Raw genomic sequence first — 21,597 nt, 5'->3', positions numbered from 1 at the left:
ATCGTCATTAATTAATCTATTTCATTTTACGATAGACGCCCAGCGTATTGTTTACTGCAGCATCAATCACGCGGTAGTTGACGAAACCATTGGCTGATTCCGGTTCCAGCAATACTGTCACAAGGGTGGCCAAAGGTTGGGACATGGGAATACGATAGCTGCCGGCCGGAAGAGTAATCGTACGGTTACTGGTATTTGTTGCCACATTCAACGGTAAAATACCGGCTACCAAATCATGGCTTTCTACTGCTTTTGTAACAGTGTAACACTCCAGTTCAACCGTTTCAGGAGATTCCAGCCGTTCCAGTTCAACCCCATAATGCTGCAATATTTCCACAGCACGATTTTGATTGGCGTCCAGATAATAGGCAACAGGACGTTGGCGGGTCAGTACAACTTCCGATTCGGGAGCGATACGGGCCTCAACAGGCACAGTTATCTCTTTACAGGCTAGCATATCGATAAAATTCAACGGATAGTCGGAAGCGGGTTTCGAACGGAAAGTCACGGCAATATCACCATTATAATGAGCAGATTCATCTACAGCTTTTCGTATTTGATCTTCATGCTCAAAAGTAGTACGGGCAAATGACTCTGCCAATTTATAAACAGTATATACCCTACGTTTATAAGAAGTGCGTCCCAAGCCGACACCACGTACTTCCATCAACATTGAAATAGCTCCACGCAATGCCATGATATTAGTGGAAGAACGAGGAGAGGAACCGCCGATATTGAATATAATTTCTCCACGATTACTTTTAGTAGTAAAATAGGTATGATGTGTCAGTCCTTCCGCATCAGCCATACGACTAGCTTCAGGCACATAAAAATCGTCTACAACAGTACGTAATGCGGGAGATACATTCGGGTTGCTACTCCACAAAAACATAAAGTCGTTAGGATTGGTAACCAGAAGCCCGTCGGTCACTTCTTCGTAAGAGACACGAAGCGGTTTGTATTCATGGAAATCAATAAACAAATGAGGTTTGACTGTCAGAGCAACCCGTTGTAAAGTGCGTGCTTCCGGGGTTGACAAAAGAGTCTGGTCACGGTTCAGGTCTATACCATTGGCAGTGAGCCGTTCTCCCTGTTCGCTTCCGTCAATATTTACCGAAGGCAGGATATAGAAATCCATCTTATCAAGCAGGGCAGACAATTGAGGATCACGGGTCAGTTGCTTCATAAAATATAGAAGTCCTTCCGTACCAGCCGGTTCATTTCCATGTACACATCCTGTATAGAGGACACGTAACTTATCACTTCCTCCTTTACTCACCTTTATCATAGGAATTTCACGTCCACGCTGGGTACGACCTACAATTTGAAGTTTCACCCATTCCGGATGAGCGGTAGCCAAATCATGCAAGAACGTCATCAACTCACGATAAGTGGTGAAACCATGCTTCTTGGCAAATGCCGGTGTATCCATGTCGACCTGTGGGTCGGGGAAGAACTTCGCCGTCACCTTTCCGGTCTGTTGAGCATAGAATGGAAGACCGGATAATAAAAGACAGAGTATTAATAATATTCGTTTCATAGCTTCATCAGAATTTAAATTGGAACAATAGGTTTCCTATCCACTCATTACCATTATAGGTGTATGTACTATCGGGAGTACGGTTTTCACCATTGCTACGGGCCAGTCCGACAGTTAATTGTATTTTGGCAGCATAATTACGTGTCAGATATTTGGAGACACTAAAATCATAAAAGTTATGTCTGTTGAAATACAGATTATTATTCATATATGAATATTCGTCCGGCTTAAGGTATGTATAACGCAAGTCAAAACTCCAAAGACTGCGAAGCATATATCCTGCCTGAATATTAAACCCTTGCCCCAACATCATTCTATTTTTGATATAAGCTTCTACATTCTGCTCTCCGTTCACGTCAAAGGTAGTAGCGGTGGTACCATCGTTTCTTACCCGTTTCGTAATAGAAGAAGGAACATATCCCCAGGTCTTCGCATATTCGCCCAACATGGAAAATCCGCGATACTTAAAGGCAAAGTCTGCCACCAATTTAGCATAATCGGGAAGATCTATTTCATCACGGTCATTCATATAAAGAATATCCCCGTTACTACGGCCGCCACGACGGTCGGATGTGCCGTCCGCATAGCTATAAGCAACACCCACACTTAACTTCGGAGTCAGTTCGTAAGCCATATCCCCTTCTCTGCTTCCTCCCATCGAACGGAAAGCTCCAAAAGGAAGATAATCCAGCCGGCTACCATACTTTAATCCACCATAACGTTTTCCTTCCGAAATCGGACCGGAACCGTCAGTGATGGCAATAGCAGGACGTAGAAGACCTTTGCTGCCTACCCGGAAAGAACTTTCGGCAAAGACTCCCAATTCACGAATCGTGCTAAATGCAGAAGTGATCTTACTACGTTCGCCAAACTGTAAAGTGTGGGAACTCATCTGTAATTCGTAGTTATCCGTAGGAGTGGAACGCTGTCCAAACGAAACGACCAGTTTAGAACCCCAAGGGCGATAGGCTGCATAAGCATCCATCAATAAGGAACCGGAATCATCGTCCGTCTCACTACCTTTCACCAAGTCGAGTCCCAAGCGGAAACGCAATTTATCATGATAGACACTTCCATCAAAACGCACACGGGCACGTCGCACACGGAAGCGGTTGTACATCTGATCCACATCTTCAAAGCGACGGCTTTCTACCGAGGTTTGTACCATTCCGCTAATAACCAGCTTATTGCCGCCCTGTGTTGTGAGTCTTAAACCATCCCCCATTTTATAGCGATGGAGGACTACCTTGTTGTCGATATCTGATAAACTTTCATCGCTGGCTTCCACTATTTCGGCGTCATCACTGCCTTCGTCTGTCTGCGCCATTAGCGGAAGGAACAAGAATAGCCCTATCAGGAATAATAGATATTTTTTCATATCCATGTTGTTTTAGTATTACATTTCAAAATTTCCCTTACGTATCACGATGCCTTCATGCATCATTTCCGCACCACGAGCGTAGACACCCTGCAATTTCCATTTATCATCAAACAGCGTTATATCCGCATCCCATCCTTCCCAGAGTTCTCCTTTTCCTTTCAGTTTCATTGTACGGGCAGGATTCGTTGTAATCAGGCGGAAAGCATCCGAAGGGGCAATACCTCCATCCACTATCAACCGGATTACCTGTTCCAGATTTCGATGTAAGGGTGCCACAGTATAACTGTCTTCCCCGGTAACCGGGTCTTTACGACGCACACCGGCATTACCATCCGATGAGAAAGTCATACGATCAATAGATACTCCGGCATTCAATCCCTCCAATACACTTTCATAGGGTTCACAATATTTCGTTCCGCCTGTGGAAATATCGATCATTCCCCCCATACGGGCAAATTCAATTCCTTGCAAGAACAGATCGTGCGTACGTCCCATGTGGGTAGGAGAAATATAGCTGATTAATGAAGGATATTCCCGCGCTATCTCAAGCAACAGATCAATGCCTCCGGGTAAAGCTCCCAAATGCACATGCATCACTCCACCCTTGGCAGAAGTAAAGCCCCCCAGACGTACTTGCTGAATGATACGCATCAGCTCACTTTTGGTAGGATAGGAACTACGGTCATCGCTTATAGCTATCTTACAGCCGATCACTTTATCAATGAAAATCAAATCATTGGCAATACAATCTGTCAATGTAGGAGTGGGAAGTCCATAGTAGCCGGTAAGCATATAAGCTGATATACCGTCCATGCATAGTGCTTTTGTTTTAGCATAAAGTGCCGGTAATTGCTTCACGAAGCCATCGGTTCCCAATAGTCCGACTACCGTAGTCGTTCCACAAGCCAGTAAACGGCTAAGCGGCACTTCAGGAGCCAGAGAGAAATATCCGGTTTGTCCGCCTCCGCCAATGATATGTACGTGTTGGTCGATACAGCCGGGAGCAGCATTCATGCCTGCTCCATCGATCACTTCTACTTCTATTCCACGAATATCGATATGGGGTGCGATACAAGCAATCTTTTCACCACAAATAAGCAGGTCGTTCATCCCCTTGTCTTCAGGAGCATAAAGATGTATATTTTGAATCAGTTTGAACATCATAATCAGTATTACTTGTTAAATAAAAAAGTGAATAACTATCATGGCAATCAGTGTGATTGTCAGCGGAATGATATTGCGTTTGGCCAAATCGGTAGCCGATACACCAGCGATCTCCGAGATAGCAATAATCACACCGGCAATAGGTGACGCCGCCCGTCCCATGCTCGATGCTAATTGCATAGGCAATATCATATCCACGGGTGCCATACCGACTTTGGTAGCGATTGACGGAACCAGCGGGCCAAACGAGAAGAAAGAAGCATTGCCACTTCCCATCAGGATGGCAGCCAGGAAAAGAATCAGGATAATGACAATAGAAACCAAAGTTCCAGAGAATCCCAGACTGGTGCATCCTTCGACCAACGCATCAATGAAGCCAAGACTAATTAATCCCTTAGAGAAGATTTCTGCTGCAACAATCAGTGTCACCACATTGGTAAATACCTTACCCATCCCTTCCCAGAATGATTTCATAGTCACAAAAACCGCTTTAAAGGAACGAAGCCGTATCAACTCGAACAACATGGAAACTGCCAAAGAGACGAACATTGCCGTAGTGGTATCCAACTCGATCGGAGGATCGAACAAGTGTACATACTTCGAGAATATGATTAACAGGAACAATGGCAACACTGGCAAAATCGCATAAATCAAAGGAATATCTACCTTGAAATCTTTCGTATCCACCATTTCAGGCTGTGTACGTCCAGACTGGCGATCCTTGCGGTCAAAATAACGATTGGTGAGATAGTAAACAATCATTAGCAAAATAGTAAGCGGAATGGCCAGCGGAAGCTGGTGTTCAACAAAGTACAGCATATTATTTTGACCGACAAGTTCCGCCGCCCGGGCAGTATTGGCCGAACCGGGGCCCATATCAAAAATGGTACAAGCAGAAATAACAGATACTGCCGTCAAACGACTCACTCCCAAGCCTACCAAAATAGGAAAGATAGAAGCGACCAGCAACAGTCCAAGTCCCGTTGCGCTCGGTGTGCAAATGAAAAGCATTTGCCCGATAGGAATAACAATGGAAGCAGCGATATAAGGAAATTTCTTGAATATGGCCAGCGGTTGCATAGACACATATACCAATGCATCACTAGCCTTTATCTTTTTCATGTAAGCTACATAACCTCCAATAGTCATAATCATCAAACCGACACGAAGCATATTCGATGAAAAAGTTTCTTTGATAATCCGGAAGAGATCGAAAACTGGCGTTCCCGTTGTTTCAGTCAGACTTAGCGAATGCATACCAAGCAGCATACTAAGTGCCAACATCAGAATTCCGGCTACCATCAATACTCCCTGCGGATTATTCTTTTTCATTAGCCAATAAGCCACCAATACAATTACTTGTAAGGCTATAAATGCACCTATATATATCATCATAGTATCCTTTATTTGAATTATTCAGCTTCTACGCCTTTATTTTTAGTAGTAGTCAAATTATTAAATATTCCTGCCGGAATCCTGAAGTTTGCACCAGGGTTACCACTTAAGTCGAGTTCTGTTAGCTTAACCAGATTCGTCACATTGATTGCCTCCAGTTTATTATTTTTCAAATTAAGAGTCTCCAGATTGGACGTATATGAAAGATTAATAGACGACAACGTGCCATATCCACTTTTCGTACTACCGTTACAGTTCAGAATACGTAATTTGGGACTACCACTCAAATCCAATGAGCCAACTCCTGCCGTGTTCACTTGCAAGACTTCCAAATTACTAAGCCCAGTAATCGGAAGTGCCTCAGTAAACTTATTTGAGGTAGCAGTGAACTCAACCAATCCAGTAAAGAACTGTAATCCATCTGCAGAACTTACCAAGGTCTCTGCTGTTTCAAGACCCGCTGTAACCAGTTCACTGATAATAGCGGTCGTTTTGGACACATTCACAGAAGTGACAGTAGCTGCAATTGTCTTATCCAATTGATATTCATTCCCCTCTTTCACAACAAGTCCTTGTGGCAACTTGCCAGCTGTTGTCGATAGATAATAAAGGTACTCTCCAAAAGCCTGATCCGGGATCGTGAACAATTCACCGTCTTCGTCGCCTCCTCCTTCAGAGTCAGCCACCACTCCGACAGCAGTAGTCAATTGGTTCATTAAATCCTCCGGAATAGCAAAAGGAGCAGCCGGGTTATTACTCAAATCAAGTTCTTTCAATGCTGAATAGTTTGAAGGAAGAGTAAACCCATTCTCCTGAAGATTCTGGTTCTTTAAATAAATATGTTCTATCACATTATTATTTGCGAAGCTAATTGTCGAAAGTTTGGTAGACGTATCGGTAGTAGTGTTCCCACCATAACGAAAGCGAACGAGTTTAGTGTTCTGTGATAAGTCCAGTGTTGCAACGCAGTTGTTGTTCATCTCAACCGTTTCAAGTTGGGTCAATGCGGTCAGGTCCATACGTTCCACTGAATTGGAGGTGATCTTCAATGTCTTTAGAGCGGTAAAGAACTGCAAACCGTCCATATCTACAATTTTCACTGCAGCCGTAGCCAACCCTGCACTCTCCAATTTAGATATCTGCGCATCGTTTTTTACCAGATAGAGGTTTTCCACGGTAGCGGCTTTTTGGGTGTTCAGATAGAATTTGCCATTTTCCGCAACAGCCATTTCATAAGGAAGCTTGTTTTCGTCTGTACGGCTACAGTTATAAACAAGGTATTCTCCCAACGCACGATCCTTAATTTCATAAAGGTCTTGTTCACCATCTCCCTGTATATCTTCCACATCATTTGTGGTACAAGATGAGAGTCCTCCAAGCAATAATGCCATGCAAAACATTGCAGTAGTCATCGGTTTGTTCATTCGCATCATAATTTCAAAAGTATTGGTTTTGAGCGTAAAAGTAACATTAACGAGTAAACGAAAAGATTAATACAGACCTTAACAAAAGATTAATATTGCAAATAAAGCGCCTTTTTTTGTATTTTCTTCTTTCTACTGATGAATATAACTCTAAAAATGGGAAAATACTCCGCTTGTTGCCCGAATTATTATCTACCTTTGCAGCGATTATCATATCAAGAAAAAGAAGATGGAAACGTCCAGCAAAAAAAGAATTATCATTCTATCGGCTACCGGTATCTTGCTTACCAGCCTTATTTGTCTCTTTGCATTCCGCAATGTCATTTTATGCCATATCGTTGACAAACGAGCTACACGTGCCGAACAAACATACGGTCTACAAATTCATTATCAGGAGTTACGAATGAAAGGCTGCAATGAAGTGGCTTTACAAGGACTTTCTATTGTTCCCAACCAACGGGATACCCTCCTGACATTACAATCCGTCAATGTAAAACTAAGTTTTTGGGAATTGCTAAAAGGAGAAATAGAAGTACGGAATGTGCTTATGAATGGCCTGGCAATCAACTTCATCAAGCGTGATAGCATAGCTAACTACGATTTCTTGTTCTTTAAACGGCAACAAGAAGCAGAACCCCAACCTGTCATAGAAAGTGACTATGCCAACCGTATTGACCGGATATTAAACCTCATTTACGGTTTCCTGCCTGAAAACGGGCAACTCAGTCAAATCAATATAACCGAACGTAAAGATAGTAATTTCGTTGCAGTCAACATTCCTTCTTTTATTATTGAGAACAATCATTTCCAATCAACCATTCAGATAAAAGAAGATACACTTCCTCAACAACTATGGGAAGCCACCGGCGAACTAAACAGAAGAGACTATACATTAAAAGCATCTGTCTTTGCCCCGGAAAAAAGAAAAATCTCACTACCTTATATTACCCGCCGTTTTGGAGCAGAAGTCACTTTCGACACCCTATCTTATAATATGACTAAAGATAAGCATGCATCCAATCAACTGCTCCTCAAAGGAAAAGCGAGAGTGAACGGACTTGACGTATTTCATAAAGCCCTCTCTCCTGAAGTAATTCATCTCGATCGTGGACAACTCTGTTACGAGATGAATATAAGCGGGCACTCACTCGAACTGGATAGCACGACCATCGTTGATTTCAACAAACTCCAGTTTCATCCTTATTTGCGAGCCGAGAAAGAGAAAGGAAACTGGCATTTCACTGCTGCGGTCAACAAATCCTGGTTTCCGGCAGATGATCTGTTCAGCTCTCTCCCCAAAGGATTATTCAGCAATCTGGAAGGCATAAAAACAAGTGGCGAGTTGGCCTATCATTTTCTATTAGATATTGATTTTGCACAACTAGATAGTCTCAAACTGGAATCCGAACTGAAAGAGAAAGACTTCCGCATCACAAGCTATGGAGCCACTTCACTCTCCAAAATGTCCGGCGAGTTCATTTATACAGCTTATGAGAATGGAATACCGGTGCGGACTTTTCCTATTGGCCCCTCGTGCAAACACTTTACACCATTGGATAGCATTTCACCCATCCTAAGAATGTCCGTTATGCAAAGTGAAGATGGAGCATTCTTTTACCATCGCGGTTTCCTGCCCGATGCCCTACGGGAAGCATTGATTTACGACCTGCAAGTGAAACGCTTTGCACGTGGAGGAAGCACGATCACCATGCAACTCGTAAAGAATGTATTCCTGAACCGTAATAAGAACTTTGCACGTAAATTGGAAGAGGCATTGATTGTATGGCTAATAGAAAATGAAAAATTAACTTCTAAAGAACGCATGTACGAAGTATACCTGAACATTGTTGAATGGGGACCGCTCGTTTATGGCATTCAGGAAGCTTCTGCTTATTATTTCAATAAACGCCCTTCACAACTGAACACGGAAGAAAGTATTTTCCTGGCTTCCATTATCCCGAAGCCCAAGCATTTCCGCAGCTCTTTTGCAGAAGGCGGACAGTTAAAGGAGAATATGGAAGGCTATTATAAGTTGATTGCCAAGCGGCTTGCACAGAAAGGAGTAATAAGTGAAATCGAGGCGGATAGTATCCGCCCCGATATCCAAGTTACGGGCGCTGCCCGGAATAGTCTAGCCGGTGAAAACCCGGAGTCTAGTTCTCCTGCCGCTGAGGAGTAATGAGATTGATATAAATAATAAAGGAATAGGTTATCTTCTTGAACTGCTGCTATTTCTTTCAGAGGAACGGGAAGAGCTTTGAGTGCTATTGCTTCTCGTACTTCCGGAAGAAGAACGTCTTTCTGTTTGTCCACTAGAAACATTGCTCCGGGTAGAGCTACCGCCGCTTCGAGTAGAGCTCGAGCTACCGCTACTCCGGTTAGAAGTGGTACTGCTGCTACGACTGGTAGTACTACCGCTACTGCGACCAGAATCACTGCGACTGGAACTACTACGATTAGAACTACTACGATTGGAACTACTACGATTGGAACTACCGCGACTGGAACCGGAAGAGCTATTATTTCTCTCGGAACTGTTATTTCTATTATAGGAACCACTATCGTTTCGTCTACTTGAACTTTCTCTCGAACTGCTACTTGTTTTTCCACTTTCACGATTGGAGGAACTGGAACCAGTTGAACTTCCGCTTGTTGGTCTGCGATTAGAGCTTGAAGAACCGGAACCTGTTTCCGGACGACGACCAGAATTACGATCACTTTCTACTCTATTCGTATTCCCATTTTTATCATTGTTACTAGGTCTTCCACTTCCGGACGGTGTAGATGGTCTGACAGAAGTCGAAGGCCGATCTCCTCCAGATTCCGGACGGGGACGTGTTGACGTACCAGGTCTTGTTGTCGTTCCGGGACGAGTAGAAGCATCAGGACGAGTAGAGGTACCTGGACGAGACGTACCAGGACGCGTTGTCGATGAACCCGGACGGGAAGAATTACCCGGACGTGTCGGTGCATTATGCGGACGAGTGGAAGTATTCGGACGGAACCGGACAGAACCGAAATCCGAACGACGATAAGAGTGGAATACTCGCTGATCTCTCACCCGATGTGGTGCAGAATAATGGTTGAAATTAGTATATCTGCCCCGATAATAACTCACATGGTGAAAGTGTGGACGATAATGTGCTCCACAATAAGTACGGTAATGGTAAGGCACACCAAAATAAAACAAACTACGATTCGGGTAATTTACATAAACCCTGAAGCTCCATTTCCCTCCGGTAACATAGATTGGCCGATAAAAATACTCGGCACCGAGGAACCGGCGATACTGTGCATCACTCAATACCCAGCGAAGATCGTCATTACGGATATCCAGCGCTTCATAATAATCATCCAATGCCCATTCGTAACCACGTGCTACGTAATCCATGATATTACGGACAGAATAAATAAAGTCGTAATTAATTTCATACGCATCATTATATTGCTGTGTACTCAAGCTCAATTCATATGCCATCTTATCGGTAAGAAAACGCGTCTCCTTACGTACCTTGCTAGTGCTCATTCCAGCCATTACGGTCATATTGGCAGTCAGACCGACAGCAAAGAGTAAAAACAGTATTCGTTTCATAATTCAATCTCCTATCATTTATTATTCTGATGATATTCCTCAATAAACTTACGCATCTCATCTTTATATGCATTAGAAAATAAAATATCGATCACCTTATTAAAATTTCTCTTATCCCTTACATAAGGATACAGCTTCTTCATCATCTCCACCTGGTCAGGAGTATACGAAATCTCCTTCACTATTTTCACACATTGATTTGAAGTGACATCATACGTTCTCAACATCCGATCGACAAGCTTCTTCTGGTCTTCATTCATAACCGTTATTTTGAGCTTATTGATAAATTCATCAAACTCCGAATCAGTCATTAAACGAGCTTCTTCCACCTGTTCATGATTAGGAAAAACTTCAACAGTAGTGTTCACTGCAGGCGGCACTACAACGGAATGCATCGGTGCAGGTCTGCCATAACCTTTGAACGTATCCATACTAACCACCTCTCTATTTACAAACTGAACGATTATCGTCACAGGTTCCGAAGTAAGTACAGGCGTACCGTTATCACGATGGAATTCCCATTCTTCCATATCACCGTCAAAACGCCGGAAATCAGGTTTTCCTAAAACGGACTCTACCTGAGATTGAGTCATTCCCTGATATATACCCATCATCTGTTTGGTAGATACATAGCTGGTAAAACAGCCACTGACCAATATTCCCAATGCCAAACACAGCATAATATGTATCTTTTTCATAACCGTATCGTTTTTAGTTAATAGTATCAACGTTTACCGTACCCTATGATAAAATCCTTCATCTTTTCCTTGCTGGAGCTAAATGTCAGGGTATTAATCACCGTAAAGAAAGCTTCCTTATCTACAATCCGGGGATACATGATCTTCATAATCTCCATCCGGTCATCATCGAATGTATACAGTTTGGTCAGTTGGAGACATTGGGCAGATGTGAAATCAGAACCAGCCAATGCAGCATTGAGCAACTTCATACGGTCATCTTTAAAAGGCTCATTCTTCATCTCTTTATAAAACGTTTGGAAGAGCTGATCGTTCATCACCCTGTTGTAGCCATATCCCGGACGATGTTCTCCCTGTTCGGGACGGCCGGGTCTTTCCGGGCGCATGTTATCACGTCCGTCTACCCATATTTCTGTCACTCCTCTCCCATCAAAATAAACGAGATCTTTATATAATTTTTCTCCTTTCCAAACTCGCTCTCCCGCACGGGTAAAGCGGGTGGCAAACACTTCAACAGTATAATGTCCGGGATTTAAATTGGCTATAAAGCAGGTAGTAGTAGGTAAACATATCTGGTTCCCTCCCAGGTAAACAAGAATCGGAGTATTCCCGCCATCGATACGGATTCCGTTAACAGACTGCGCTTGTAAGGAGAGGGCAGCGAACAGGATGCAGAAACTTATTATAATCTTACGCATAGCTTATCTAGTTTTTATTATTTATATCTTTAATCTGATAGCACAAAAATAGGGTGAGGAAACTCCCCACCCCAATGATTCTCTCTATTCGTATGTAGGGAAATCCCTATTCTGTTTAGGAATCCGCCAAAGCAATGCCATCCTCATGCAAGGTAATCAGACGTTTCTTATACAAGTCGCCCACTCCTTTCTTAAAGGTTTTCTTGCTAACACCAAACGTGTCATAAATATCTTCCGCAGGACTTTTATCATTCAAGTAGATTCGTCCTCCATGCGCTTTGATATAGTCGAGCAACGTTTTCGAAAAATCGTCAATCTTTTCAAAACCGGGTTTCTGAAGAATCAGGTCTACCTTACCATCTTCACGCACCTGTTTCACAAAAGCTTTCATCTCCATTCCTGTTTCCAACGGACAGAATATTTCATTTTCATACAGCAAACCGCTATACTTATTATCTATAATCGCTTTAAAGCCCAAATCCGTCTTCTGCCAGATAAGGATATTCACTTCTGCTTCCAGAGTATATTCCGGCTTTTCTTTCGACAGATAACGTTCCACCTTTGCTGAAGCCACAATACGATAACTCTCTTCATCCAAATGCGCATGAACCACATATTTCCGCCCAACCTGCATTTTCATCTTCTGCTCACTGAACGGAACGAACAGGTCTTTCATCAATCCCCAGTTCAGGAAAGCTCCATATTGATTCACCCAGGAGACTTCCAGACAGGCAAACTGACCTACCTGCACCAACGGAGTCAGCGTCGTAGCAATCAGTCTTTCATCCATATCCAGATAAAGAAACACATTCAAAAAATCTCCTATCTTACAGTCCTCGGGCACATAACGGGTAGGCAACAAAATCTCACCTTCTTCCCCACCATCGAGATATACGCCGAAATCTACTTCTTTCACGACTTCAAGCTGATTGAACTTTCCTAATTCGATGCTCATATTCTTATCTATTATATTAATACTTTCAAGGTTTATTACAAAAGTAGTGATTTACTTGAAATACTGCATGTCATTGGGGAAAAATATAAGACGGAACACATAAATACAGAAACTATGAACATTTTTTCTAATGGAGAAACATGAAAGAGACGTAATTTAGCGACCGTTCTCTATATCCCAAGGCAACTTTAAATACTCACACCTAATACAAAATGGAAATGAACAGAAAAAACATCTATCTGGCAGTTTTGCCTGCATTACCCTGGATTCTGACCAATTGTTGCCAGGCTCAAACAACAGACAATCGTCCGAACATCATCCTTATTTTGGCGGATGACATGGGATACTCGGACATCGGTTGTTATGGTGGAGAGATACAAACGCCGAATTTAGATAAATTGGCAAGCGCGGGATTACGTTATCGACAGTTTTATAACGGAGCCAGAAGTTGCCCGACACGTGCCAGTCTATTAACTGGTCTTTACGCACACCAAGCAGGAATGGGATGGATGACTACTGCCGACATGCAACGTCCTCCCTACCAGGGATGCCTCAACAACGAATGTGTAACCATTGCTGAAGTTTTAAAAAGTGCAGGTTACAGTACGTATATGAGCGGTAAATGGCACGTCAGTAGCGAAAGAAAAAATTCCGGAGGCGTTCAGGAACATTGGCCCAACCAACGGGGATTTGATGAATTTTATGGTATCGTAGGAGGAGCAGCCAACTATTTCAATATGAAGTATAACCGGAACAATCAACAGTTTCATTCCCCTAAAGACGGCACATTCTATTTTACGCATGCAATCAGTGACAGTGCCGCAATATTCATCAAACAGCATTCATTCGAAGAAAAACCTTTGTTTCTTTATCTGGCATATACTGCACCACACTGGCCACTTCAAGCTCTACAAAAAGACATAGATAAATATGTGGATGTCTACAAAGCAGGATGGGATCAACTACGTGAGACCCGTTTCCAACGCCAGAAAAAAATGGGACTCTTTTCTCCAGACGTGCAAATGTCTCCACGCGATGAAGCTGTTCCGGCCTGGGATAGCCTTTCAAAGGAAGAACAAAAAGAATTTGCCATGCGCATGGCTATTTATGCAGCCCAAATTGATGCAATGGATCAAGGAGTGGGACTTGTTGTAGAAGAACTGCGTAAAAAGGGGCAACTGGACAATACAATTATTATGTTCCTAAGTGATAATGGAGCCTGTGCTGAATTTATCAGTAGCGGAAAACGAAAGGCAGTAGATGGTAAGGAAGATACTTTCGAAAGTTACCGCAGAAATTGGGCGAATGTAAGCAGCACGCCTTACAAAGAATATAAACACCATACCAATGAGGGTGGAATCGCTACCCCTCTAATTGTTCATTATCCGAAAGGAATCTCCCAAAAGCTCGATAACTCATTCGTTAATGAATACGGACATATCACAGATATCATGGCCACATGCGTAGATTTCGGTAAAGCATCCTATCCTACCACATATAAAGGACATACCATTGTTCCGATGCAAGGAGTCAGCCTCCGACCGAATTTCATCGGAAAAAGCACAAAACGCGGGAAAACATTCTGGGAGCATGAAGCCAATATTGCTGTAAGAGAGGGAAAATGGAAGATAGTCACCAAAGTGATCGAAGGACAATCATTTGACGAAAACGCCATTCACTTATATGACATGAACGCGGATCCGACAGAGCTAAATGATCTTGCGACCACCTATCCTCAAAAAAAGAATGAATTATACGCAGCTTGGAAAGAATGGGCCAACAAAGTGGAGGCACTCCCACTGGATACACGTTCTTATGGAGAACGTCGACGTGATTACAAACGTCGGTGTATAAACGGACAATTCGATGATAACTTTGGCGACTGGAAGTATGGTGTTACCAACACAGCAGAAATCTATTTTTCTATAGACAGTGTCCATACAATCAGTGGAGACAAAACAGCCCGTATCGATATCAAAAAAAGTGGAGACAAACCGGCAAATGGATTTCTGAAATGGATGTTCAATGCCAAAGCCGGAGAAAAGGTCTCCATCAGATTCAAAGTACAAGCAGAAAAAAAGACCCCAATTATATTCCGATTGGAGAGAGAGCAGAACCTGGCTACAAAGCTCATTGATGCCCCCCTTTCCCTTACTACTGATGTCCGTACTTTCGAATTCAAAGATATTCCAATCAAGGAGAATGGAAATTATCAGCTAGTATTTTATGTAGGAAAATCAGATGGAGTAATCTGGATAGATGATGTTGAACTAGACATAAAATAAAAGTAGAATACGGCTATATAGGGTCTGTGGAGAGGTGAAAACACATAATTCCTATTTTTAGATAGATTTTTTCTACTTGTCATTTACACCAGAACCTATCTTTGGAAAATAAAATGACCAGACATATAAATCAATAAAATATGAAAAACTATTTAGTAAGCCTTGCACTGGCGGCTGGATGCACAGCCAGCATGTATGCACAACAAACGGAGAAACCGAACTTGGTATTATTTATAGCCGACGACTGTTCGTTTTATGATCTCGGATGTTATGGAAGCCCGGATTCCAAAACACCAAACATCGACCGCTTTGCAACACAAGGAATACGCCTCACGAAAACATACCAGGCTGTTCCAATGTCTTCTCCCACTCGTCACAACTTATATACAGGCGTATGGCCTGTAAGAAGTGGAGCATTCCCCAACCATACCCGCGCCGATGAAGGAACTTTGAGTGTGGTTCAACAACTTCATCCTCAAGGTTACAAAGTAGCTTTAGTAGGAAAATCACATGTGGCTCCCGACTCGGTATTTCCATTCGATCTTTACGCACCGACACTGCAGGGAGGGGATATTGATTTCGACGCCATCCGCAAATTCATCTCCGAGTGCAAAGATAAACATGAACCATACTGCTTACTAGTAGCTTCCCGTCAACCCCATACTCCTTGGAATAAAGGGGATGCTTCCCAATTTGACGCAGATAAACTAACTGTTGCACCAATGTATGTAAATATACCTGAAACACGCAGAATGTTGACACACTATCTGGCTGAGATTAACTATATGGATAATGAGTTCGGCACCTTATTATCTATCCTCGATCAGCAAAAAGAGACTGACAAATCAGTAGTAGTATATTTAAGTGAACAGGGAAACAGCCTGCCATTTGCCAAATGGACCTGTTATGATGCAGGTGTACATTCTGCCTGTATCGTTCGTTGGCCTGGTGTAATAAAACCTCATTCAGAAAGTGACGCATTGATAGAATATGTGGATATAGTTCCCACTTTCATTGATATCGCAGGAGGAAAACCGATTGCTCCGGTAGATGGGAAAAGTTTCAAAAACGTATTGACTGGCAAAGAAAAGACACACAAACAATATACTTTCTCGCTGCAGACAACCAGAGGTATTTACAAAGGTTCTCCGTTTTATGGCATCCGCTCCGTATCAGACGGACGATACCGCTACATCGTGAATCTTACTCCGGAAGCCAAATTCCAGAATACAGAAGTCTTTTCTCCTTTATTCAAACAATGGGAAGCGAAAGGAGAGACTGATAAACATGCCCGGGAAATGACACATAAATATCAATATCGTCCGGCTATCGAATTATATGATGTGGAGAAAGATCCCTATTGTATGAAAAACCTGGCAGATGATCCCAACTATAAAACAAAAATCAACGAACTGGATAAACAGCTGAAAGGCTGGATGAAATATTGTGGAGATAAGGGGCAAGAGACGGAAATGGATGCATTGAACCATTTAGCTAGCAATCTACAGAAGGATACTACAACCAAAGAGAAGAGAAACAATCAATCAACCAAAGGCAAGAAAAAAAGAAACAAAAAGCATTAATATCAGAATATAGCATAAGACAATGATTATTCATGCCATTGCTTTCACCATTCGCAATGGTATGTATAAGCCCATACATTAATCTTAATCACAAATAATCAAAATTGATAGAGATGTGTCTACATATAACCATTCTAGTATAATTACACGAATGGCTGTATACTATATACACCTTAAAATAAACAACCCAATAAAATAATACTATATGGAAAAATCATTAATTAGTCTGTGTTTATTAAGCGGATTATCGATAGGAAACTGTTTTGCTCAAGTTCCTGCAAAACCTAATATTTTATTAATAGTGGCTGATGACTGCTCATATTACGATATCGGCTGCTTCGGAGCTGTCAACAACAAAACTCCCAACATAGACGCCTTAGCCCGTCAGGGAATAAAATTCAATTGTGCATATAACTCCGTTTCTATGAGTACTCCTACCCGTCATTGCCTTTATACGGGGATGTTTCCAATGCATCACGGAGGTTATGCAAACCATAGTTCAGTAAATGCTGATGTAAAATCTCTTCCCAGCTACTTGGGAGAATTAGGTTATCGGGTAGGACTATCCGGGAAATGGCATATCAAACCATTGGCAAATTTTCCATTTGAAGACGTACCGGGATTCCCCAAAGGATGCACAAGTACAAATACCGACTACACAACAGATGGAATCAAAGAATTCATGGGGCGTAACAATTCCCAACCTTTCTGTCTAGTCCTTGCCTCCATCAATCCTCATGCACCGTGGACAGGAGGAGACGCTTCCGTTTTCGACCGGAAAAAACTTCAATTACCACCACAGTTTGTTGATACGGAAGTGACGCGCGAATATTATGCCAGATATCTGGCAGAAATCGGTCTACTCGATCAGCAAGTGGGCGATGCCATACAGATATTGAAAGACAAAGATCTACTGAAGAATACTCTCGTCATCTTCATTTCAGAACAAGGGACACAATTTGCCGGAGCTAAATGGACTAACTGGAATGCAGGTGTGAAGTCAGCGATGATTGCCTCTTGGAAAGGTGTCACGCAACCGGGTACTGAAACTTCCGCCATCATACAATATGAAGATATTCTTCCTACATTCATTGATGTGGCAGGTGGCAAAGCGCCAGATGTAATAGATGGAAAAAGTTTCGTTGGTGTATTGCAAGGTAAAGCAAAAACACATCACAAATATGCTTATCATGTTCATAACAATGTTCCCGAGGGTCCGGCTTATCCTATCCGATCCATTTCGGACGGAAAATATCGTCTGATATGGAACTTAACTCCCGAAGCAACCTATTTGGAGAAGCATGTTGAGAAGAATGAATGGTATCTCTCCTGGAAAGCAGCAGATACGGAGCAAGCACACAAAATACTGAATCGCTGGCAACATCGTCCAGAATTTGAATTATATGATATAACAAAAGATCCGTATGAATTCAATAATCTTGCTGATAAAGCAGCATATAAACAGAAAAAAGCAGAACTTATCCAGGAACTAAAAAAATGGATGGAACAGCAAAAGGATACAGGAGCAGACAAGGATGTCCCTCGTACACCTAACAAGAAGAAAATACAAACTTCCTCTGCAAGCTGAATTTAGAGCTGTATTCAAGTAGTCGCACAGCAAAAGCACTTTCAGTAAATAATTAGTACGGATAGATACAAAGATGAATCTATCCGTTAGATATTCTTTGATTAAATTGTTAACTATATCCTTATATCATGAGCAACATTAAGTTTAAACGATGCCTATGGTTTGTAATCATTTTCCTACTATCTCAGTCAGGATATGCACAGCAAACCATAACAGTCCGGGCCAAAGTGGTAGACAGTAGCGACACTCGTCCTCTAATCGGGGCTACCGTCAGCGTCAGAGGAACTTCTCAAGGCGTAATAACTGACCTTGACGGATTCTTCCAGTTGAATGTTCAACCCCATCACAAGTTAGTCATCTCCTACATAGGGTACAGAAAGCTGATTATTGATGCCAAAGAAGCATCCAAAGCCGGTACGATAGCTTTATCAAGCGACAGTGAAGAATTGGATGAAGTGATTGTCGTAGGTTATGGCGTTCAGAAAAAAGCATCTACCGTAGCATCCATCTCTACTACCAAAGGAGAGGATTTGTTGAAAGGCGGCAATCTGACCAGCGTATCCGAAGCCTTACAAGGGAAACTAAATGGCGTAGTAGCAATCAACTCTACCGGAATGCCCGGAGAGAATGCCGCAACCATCTTTATCCGGGGTAAAGCCTCCTGGAACGGAACCTCTCCGCTGATACTGGTGGATGGAATCGAACGTAATATGAATGACGTTGATTTCAACGAAATTGAATCCATCTCCGTTTTAAAAGATGCATCCGCAACTGCAGTCTACGGTGTAAGAGGGGCCAACGGAGTCATCCTGTTGACCACTAAACGTGGATCCAAACAAAAGCCCAAAGTAACATTCTCCGCCAATATGGGATTCAAACAGATGACCACCAAACTGGATTGGGCAGATTACATCACTTCTATGAAAATGTACAACGAAGCATTGGCCAATGACAACAACTGGGACAAACAAGTGCCAACCTCAACCATCCGGGCATGGGAACAAGCGTATGCCACTGGAAATTATGGTCCGTACAATGATGTTTTCCCGGAAGTGGACTGGTTTGATGAAATAACCAAAGATTTCGGTTTTTCTCAAAACTACAACATCAATGTAGAAGGTGGCATGGAAAAAATGGATTATTTCATTTCACTGGGTTATCAGTATGATGGAGGTAATTATAACATTGACAAACAAGCCGACTTCGACCCACGTTATTACTACCGTCGCTATAATTGGCGTGCAAACTTCGATTTTAAGCTAACAAGTACCACAACTTTCTCTGCCAATGTAGCTGGCAATATGGGATACCAAAACAAGCCAAGCGGAAGTGCCAACTTTGCAAAAACATTTCAGGCTCCTACTAATATATTTCCTATCAAATATAGTGATGGATATTGGGGAGATGTTTCCGAGTCAGGTTATAACCTTATTGCTAATATGAACACCAAAGGACAGAATATGTTCAAGAAATTCCAGGGATGGTATGATTTCATATTAAAACAGGATTTATCATTTATCACCAAAGGGTTATCTGCTAAGGCACGCGTATCCTACAATCAATACATGACCACAAATTCAAAACTTATTGTAGGATTGGTACAAGGAACAAACGGTTCGAATGCCGAGAAAAATTCATCCGTGCGATATTATCGTGAATATGATTACGCAAATCCTATTTATAATACAGACGGAACAGTCTCCTATCCATTGAAACAAAACAACCGGTTCCCAAGTGAATATATACAAGACGAGACTTTCCCGGTGAATACAACTTATGACGCTTTAAATGATGTAGGCAGAAGACTATATTATGAATTTGCACTAGAATACAATCGTCAGTTCGGAGCACATAAAGTTTCCGCATTAGCTTTAATGAATCGACAGATCATAGAAAGTAAAGGAACTGACAATGTCATGCAATTCCCATCCTATACGGAAGACTGGGTAGGACGTATCACCTATAACTGGAAAGAACGCTACTTGGGAGAAGTAAACATGGCATATACCGGTTCGGAGAAATTTGCACCCGGCCATCGTTTTGGCTTTTTCCCCTCTTTCTCTGTCGGATGGAGAATTTCGGAAGAGCCATTTATCAAGAATAAGTTCGGCAAGGTACTTACTAATATGAAAATCAGATATTCATACGGTCAGGTAGGTAGTGATGCAGGTGCTCCCCGTTTCAATTATATCCAGATTTACAATCAGGCCAGCAATGTCCAGTTCGGAGATTCGCAAAATGTGGGTTTCGGACCTACTTTCAAAGAGGGCACAATGGCCGACCCAGAATCTACATGGGAAGTAGCTACTAAGCAAAATCTGGGAATAGAATTTAATTTATGGGAGAAACTTTCGATGAGCATAGATCTATTCGACGAACGTCGTACCGGCATTCTAATGGCTCCACGAACCACCCTTGCCTGGTATGGTGTGGGCTTACCTTCTCTGAATATGGGAGAAACGAAAAACCATGGATTTGAGTTGGATCTGGGTTGGCATGATAAAGTCGGTAAGAATTGGCGTTATTCTATAAATTACAGTTTATCAATGAACGAAAACCGGATTGTATTCAGAGATGACCCCGCAGATTTGGAAAGACACCTAAAAGAAGCTGGTAAGCCCATCGACTGGCAGGCACGTTTTCTGGCAGTCGGTAACTATGGCACTATCGACGATGTGTTCAATTACGCACAAACAGCCATAGAGCAGGCTTCTCCTCTGAAAATCATTCCAGGCGATCTAGTCTATATCGATTATAACGGGGACGGGATTATCAATATCAATGATAAAGCAGCCGTTTCACAAATGAATTATCCACAAACCACCATGTCTCTGAACCTGGGGCTCGAGTACAAAGGTTGGGGACTTAATGCAATGCTTTATGCTCCTCTAGGTGTATACAAACTACAATTCGATCAATATCTATGGGACTTCCCCGAAGGAAATATCAAGGCACAGCCAAACACGCTGGACCGCTGGACTCCGGAGAAAATAAATTCAAATCAGATAATGCGCCCTGCAACACATCTGGATAGGAAACATAATGCAGTACAAAGTACCTATTCATATGCTAACCACTCATATCTAAGATTAAAGCAACTGGAAATCAGTTACAAATTTCCTAAAAAGCTACTGAAACCATTAAGTATAACAGCATGCCAGTTTTATGTCAAGGGAAACAACTTACTGACATTCTCAGGAGTGGATAATCGTATAGATCCTGAAACAGGCGGTGCAGACAGTTATCCTATTGTGCGCACCTACACAGTTGGAACACGTATTACATTCTAATAAT

14 protein-coding genes are annotated in these 21,597 nt (G+C 42.3%); 5 read left to right on the top strand and 9 right to left on the bottom strand.

Translation table 11 applies throughout. The annotated features are described in order from the left end of the window. Nucleotides 1-16: 16 nt before the first annotated feature. Genes NQ505_RS08805 through NQ505_RS08785 form a run of 5 tightly spaced genes read right to left on the bottom strand, consistent with a single transcriptional unit; the run spans nt 17 to nt 6,913 of the window. Nucleotides 17-1,540, bottom strand: coding sequence for a M14 family metallocarboxypeptidase (locus tag NQ505_RS08805; RefSeq protein WP_009000163.1), 1,524 nt, complete (start codon nt 1,538-1,540; stop codon nt 17-19). A gap of 7 nt (nt 1,541-1,547) precedes the next feature. Next, nucleotides 1,548-2,918 carry a hypothetical protein gene (locus NQ505_RS08800; RefSeq protein WP_009000164.1) on the bottom strand — a complete coding sequence of 457 codons (1,371 nt, stop codon included), beginning with the start codon at nt 2,916-2,918 and terminating at the stop codon, nt 1,548-1,550. Nucleotides 2,919-2,936: 18 nt separating this feature from the next. Continuing rightward, nucleotides 2,937-4,082: a beta-aspartyl-peptidase gene (gene iadA / locus NQ505_RS08795; RefSeq protein ID WP_009000165.1), complete on the bottom strand. Its 1,146-nt coding sequence runs from the start codon at nt 4,080-4,082 to the stop codon at nt 2,937-2,939. An 18-nt stretch (nt 4,083-4,100) separates the two neighbouring features. After that, nucleotides 4,101-5,477, bottom strand: a complete 1,377-nt coding sequence (gene dcuC / locus NQ505_RS08790) for a C4-dicarboxylate transporter DcuC (RefSeq protein ID WP_009000166.1) — start codon at nt 5,475-5,477, stop codon at nt 4,101-4,103. A gap of 20 nt (nt 5,478-5,497) precedes the next feature. Beyond that, nucleotides 5,498-6,913, bottom strand: a complete 1,416-nt coding sequence (locus NQ505_RS08785; RefSeq protein ID WP_032853756.1) for a leucine-rich repeat domain-containing protein — start codon at nt 6,911-6,913, stop codon at nt 5,498-5,500. Between the two features lie 220 nt (nt 6,914-7,133). Here NQ505_RS08785 and NQ505_RS08780 point away from each other — a divergent pair, with 220 nt between their 5' ends. After that, the gene (locus NQ505_RS08780) at nt 7,134-9,083 is read left to right on the top strand and encodes a transglycosylase domain-containing protein (RefSeq protein WP_009000168.1); all 1,950 of its coding nucleotides are present in this window, start codon (nt 7,134-7,136) and stop codon (nt 9,081-9,083) included. Nucleotides 9,084-9,113: 30 nt separating this feature from the next. Here NQ505_RS08780 and NQ505_RS08775 read toward each other — a convergent pair whose 3' ends face one another. The 4 genes from NQ505_RS08775 to NQ505_RS08760 all read right to left on the bottom strand — a co-directional run bounded on the left by NQ505_RS08775 (nt 9,114) and on the right by NQ505_RS08760 (nt 12,847). After that, complete coding sequence (locus NQ505_RS08775) at nt 9,114-10,496, bottom strand: hypothetical protein (RefSeq protein ID WP_009000169.1); 1,383 nt, start codon at nt 10,494-10,496, stop codon at nt 9,114-9,116. A gap of 14 nt (nt 10,497-10,510) precedes the next feature. Beyond that, complete coding sequence (locus tag NQ505_RS08770; protein ID WP_009000170.1) at nt 10,511-11,194, bottom strand: DUF4476 domain-containing protein; 684 nt, start codon at nt 11,192-11,194, stop codon at nt 10,511-10,513. Between the two features lie 26 nt (nt 11,195-11,220). Further along, on the bottom strand, nt 11,221-11,892 hold the full coding sequence (locus tag NQ505_RS08765; RefSeq protein WP_004296215.1) for a DUF4476 domain-containing protein: 672 nt from the start codon (nt 11,890-11,892) through the stop codon (nt 11,221-11,223). Nucleotides 11,893-12,007: 115 nt separating this feature from the next. Beyond that, nucleotides 12,008-12,847 carry a S1 RNA-binding domain-containing protein gene (locus NQ505_RS08760; RefSeq protein WP_009000171.1) on the bottom strand — a complete coding sequence of 280 codons (840 nt, stop codon included), beginning with the start codon at nt 12,845-12,847 and terminating at the stop codon, nt 12,008-12,010. A 218-nt stretch (nt 12,848-13,065) separates the two neighbouring features. On the opposite strand from NQ505_RS08760, the gene NQ505_RS08755 reads away from it, so the two are divergent. The 4 genes from NQ505_RS08755 (at nt 13,066) to NQ505_RS08740 (ending at nt 21,593) form a co-directional block, all read left to right on the top strand. Further along, nucleotides 13,066-15,132, top strand: a complete 2,067-nt coding sequence (locus NQ505_RS08755; RefSeq protein WP_009000172.1) for an arylsulfatase — start codon at nt 13,066-13,068, stop codon at nt 15,130-15,132. A 140-nt stretch (nt 15,133-15,272) separates the two neighbouring features. Further along, nucleotides 15,273-16,715, top strand: coding sequence for a sulfatase (locus NQ505_RS08750; RefSeq protein WP_009000173.1), 1,443 nt, complete (start codon nt 15,273-15,275; stop codon nt 16,713-16,715). A 205-nt stretch (nt 16,716-16,920) separates the two neighbouring features. Beyond that, nucleotides 16,921-18,303 (top strand): sulfatase, encoded by a 1,383-nt coding sequence (locus tag NQ505_RS08745; RefSeq protein WP_009000174.1) that lies wholly within the window; start codon nt 16,921-16,923, stop codon nt 18,301-18,303. A gap of 128 nt (nt 18,304-18,431) precedes the next feature. Further along, a complete protein-coding gene (locus NQ505_RS08740; RefSeq protein ID WP_009000175.1) occupies nt 18,432-21,593 on the top strand; it encodes a SusC/RagA family TonB-linked outer membrane protein in 3,162 nt (1,053 codons plus the stop codon). Nucleotides 21,594-21,597: the final 4 nt, after the last annotated feature.

Origin of the sequence: Bacteroides sp. D2 (assembly GCF_025147085.1) — a bacterium.
GTDB lineage: Bacteria > Bacteroidota > Bacteroidia > Bacteroidales > Bacteroidaceae > Bacteroides.
The sequence above is the reverse complement of the archived record's forward strand: the minus strand, read 5'-3'. Positions and strand labels throughout refer to the sequence as shown.

Excerpts from the sequence above, each read along its gene's own strand:
- NQ505_RS08805 (WP_009000163.1), bottom strand. The coding sequence starts at position 1,540 with ATGAAACGAATATTATTAATACTCTGTCTTTTATTATCCGGTCTTCCA.
- NQ505_RS08800 (WP_009000164.1), bottom strand. The coding sequence starts at position 2,918 with ATGAAAAAATATCTATTATTCCTGATAGGGCTATTCTTGTTCCTTCCG.
- iadA (WP_009000165.1), bottom strand. The coding sequence starts at position 4,082 with ATGTTCAAACTGATTCAAAATATACATCTTTATGCTCCTGAAGACAAG.
- dcuC (WP_009000166.1), bottom strand. The coding sequence starts at position 5,477 with ATGATATATATAGGTGCATTTATAGCCTTACAAGTAATTGTATTGGTG.
- NQ505_RS08785 (WP_032853756.1), bottom strand. The coding sequence starts at position 6,913 with ATGATGCGAATGAACAAACCGATGACTACTGCAATGTTTTGCATGGCA.
- NQ505_RS08780 (WP_009000168.1), top strand. The coding sequence starts at position 7,134 with ATGGAAACGTCCAGCAAAAAAAGAATTATCATTCTATCGGCTACCGGT.
- NQ505_RS08775 (WP_009000169.1), bottom strand. The coding sequence starts at position 10,496 with ATGAAACGAATACTGTTTTTACTCTTTGCTGTCGGTCTGACTGCCAAT.
- NQ505_RS08770 (WP_009000170.1), bottom strand. The coding sequence starts at position 11,194 with ATGAAAAAGATACATATTATGCTGTGTTTGGCATTGGGAATATTGGTC.
- NQ505_RS08765 (WP_004296215.1), bottom strand. The coding sequence starts at position 11,892 with ATGCGTAAGATTATAATAAGTTTCTGCATCCTGTTCGCTGCCCTCTCC.
- NQ505_RS08760 (WP_009000171.1), bottom strand. The coding sequence starts at position 12,847 with ATGAGCATCGAATTAGGAAAGTTCAATCAGCTTGAAGTCGTGAAAGAA.
- NQ505_RS08755 (WP_009000172.1), top strand. The coding sequence starts at position 13,066 with ATGAACAGAAAAAACATCTATCTGGCAGTTTTGCCTGCATTACCCTGG.
- NQ505_RS08750 (WP_009000173.1), top strand. The coding sequence starts at position 15,273 with ATGAAAAACTATTTAGTAAGCCTTGCACTGGCGGCTGGATGCACAGCC.
- NQ505_RS08745 (WP_009000174.1), top strand. The coding sequence starts at position 16,921 with ATGGAAAAATCATTAATTAGTCTGTGTTTATTAAGCGGATTATCGATA.
- NQ505_RS08740 (WP_009000175.1), top strand. The coding sequence starts at position 18,432 with ATGAGCAACATTAAGTTTAAACGATGCCTATGGTTTGTAATCATTTTC.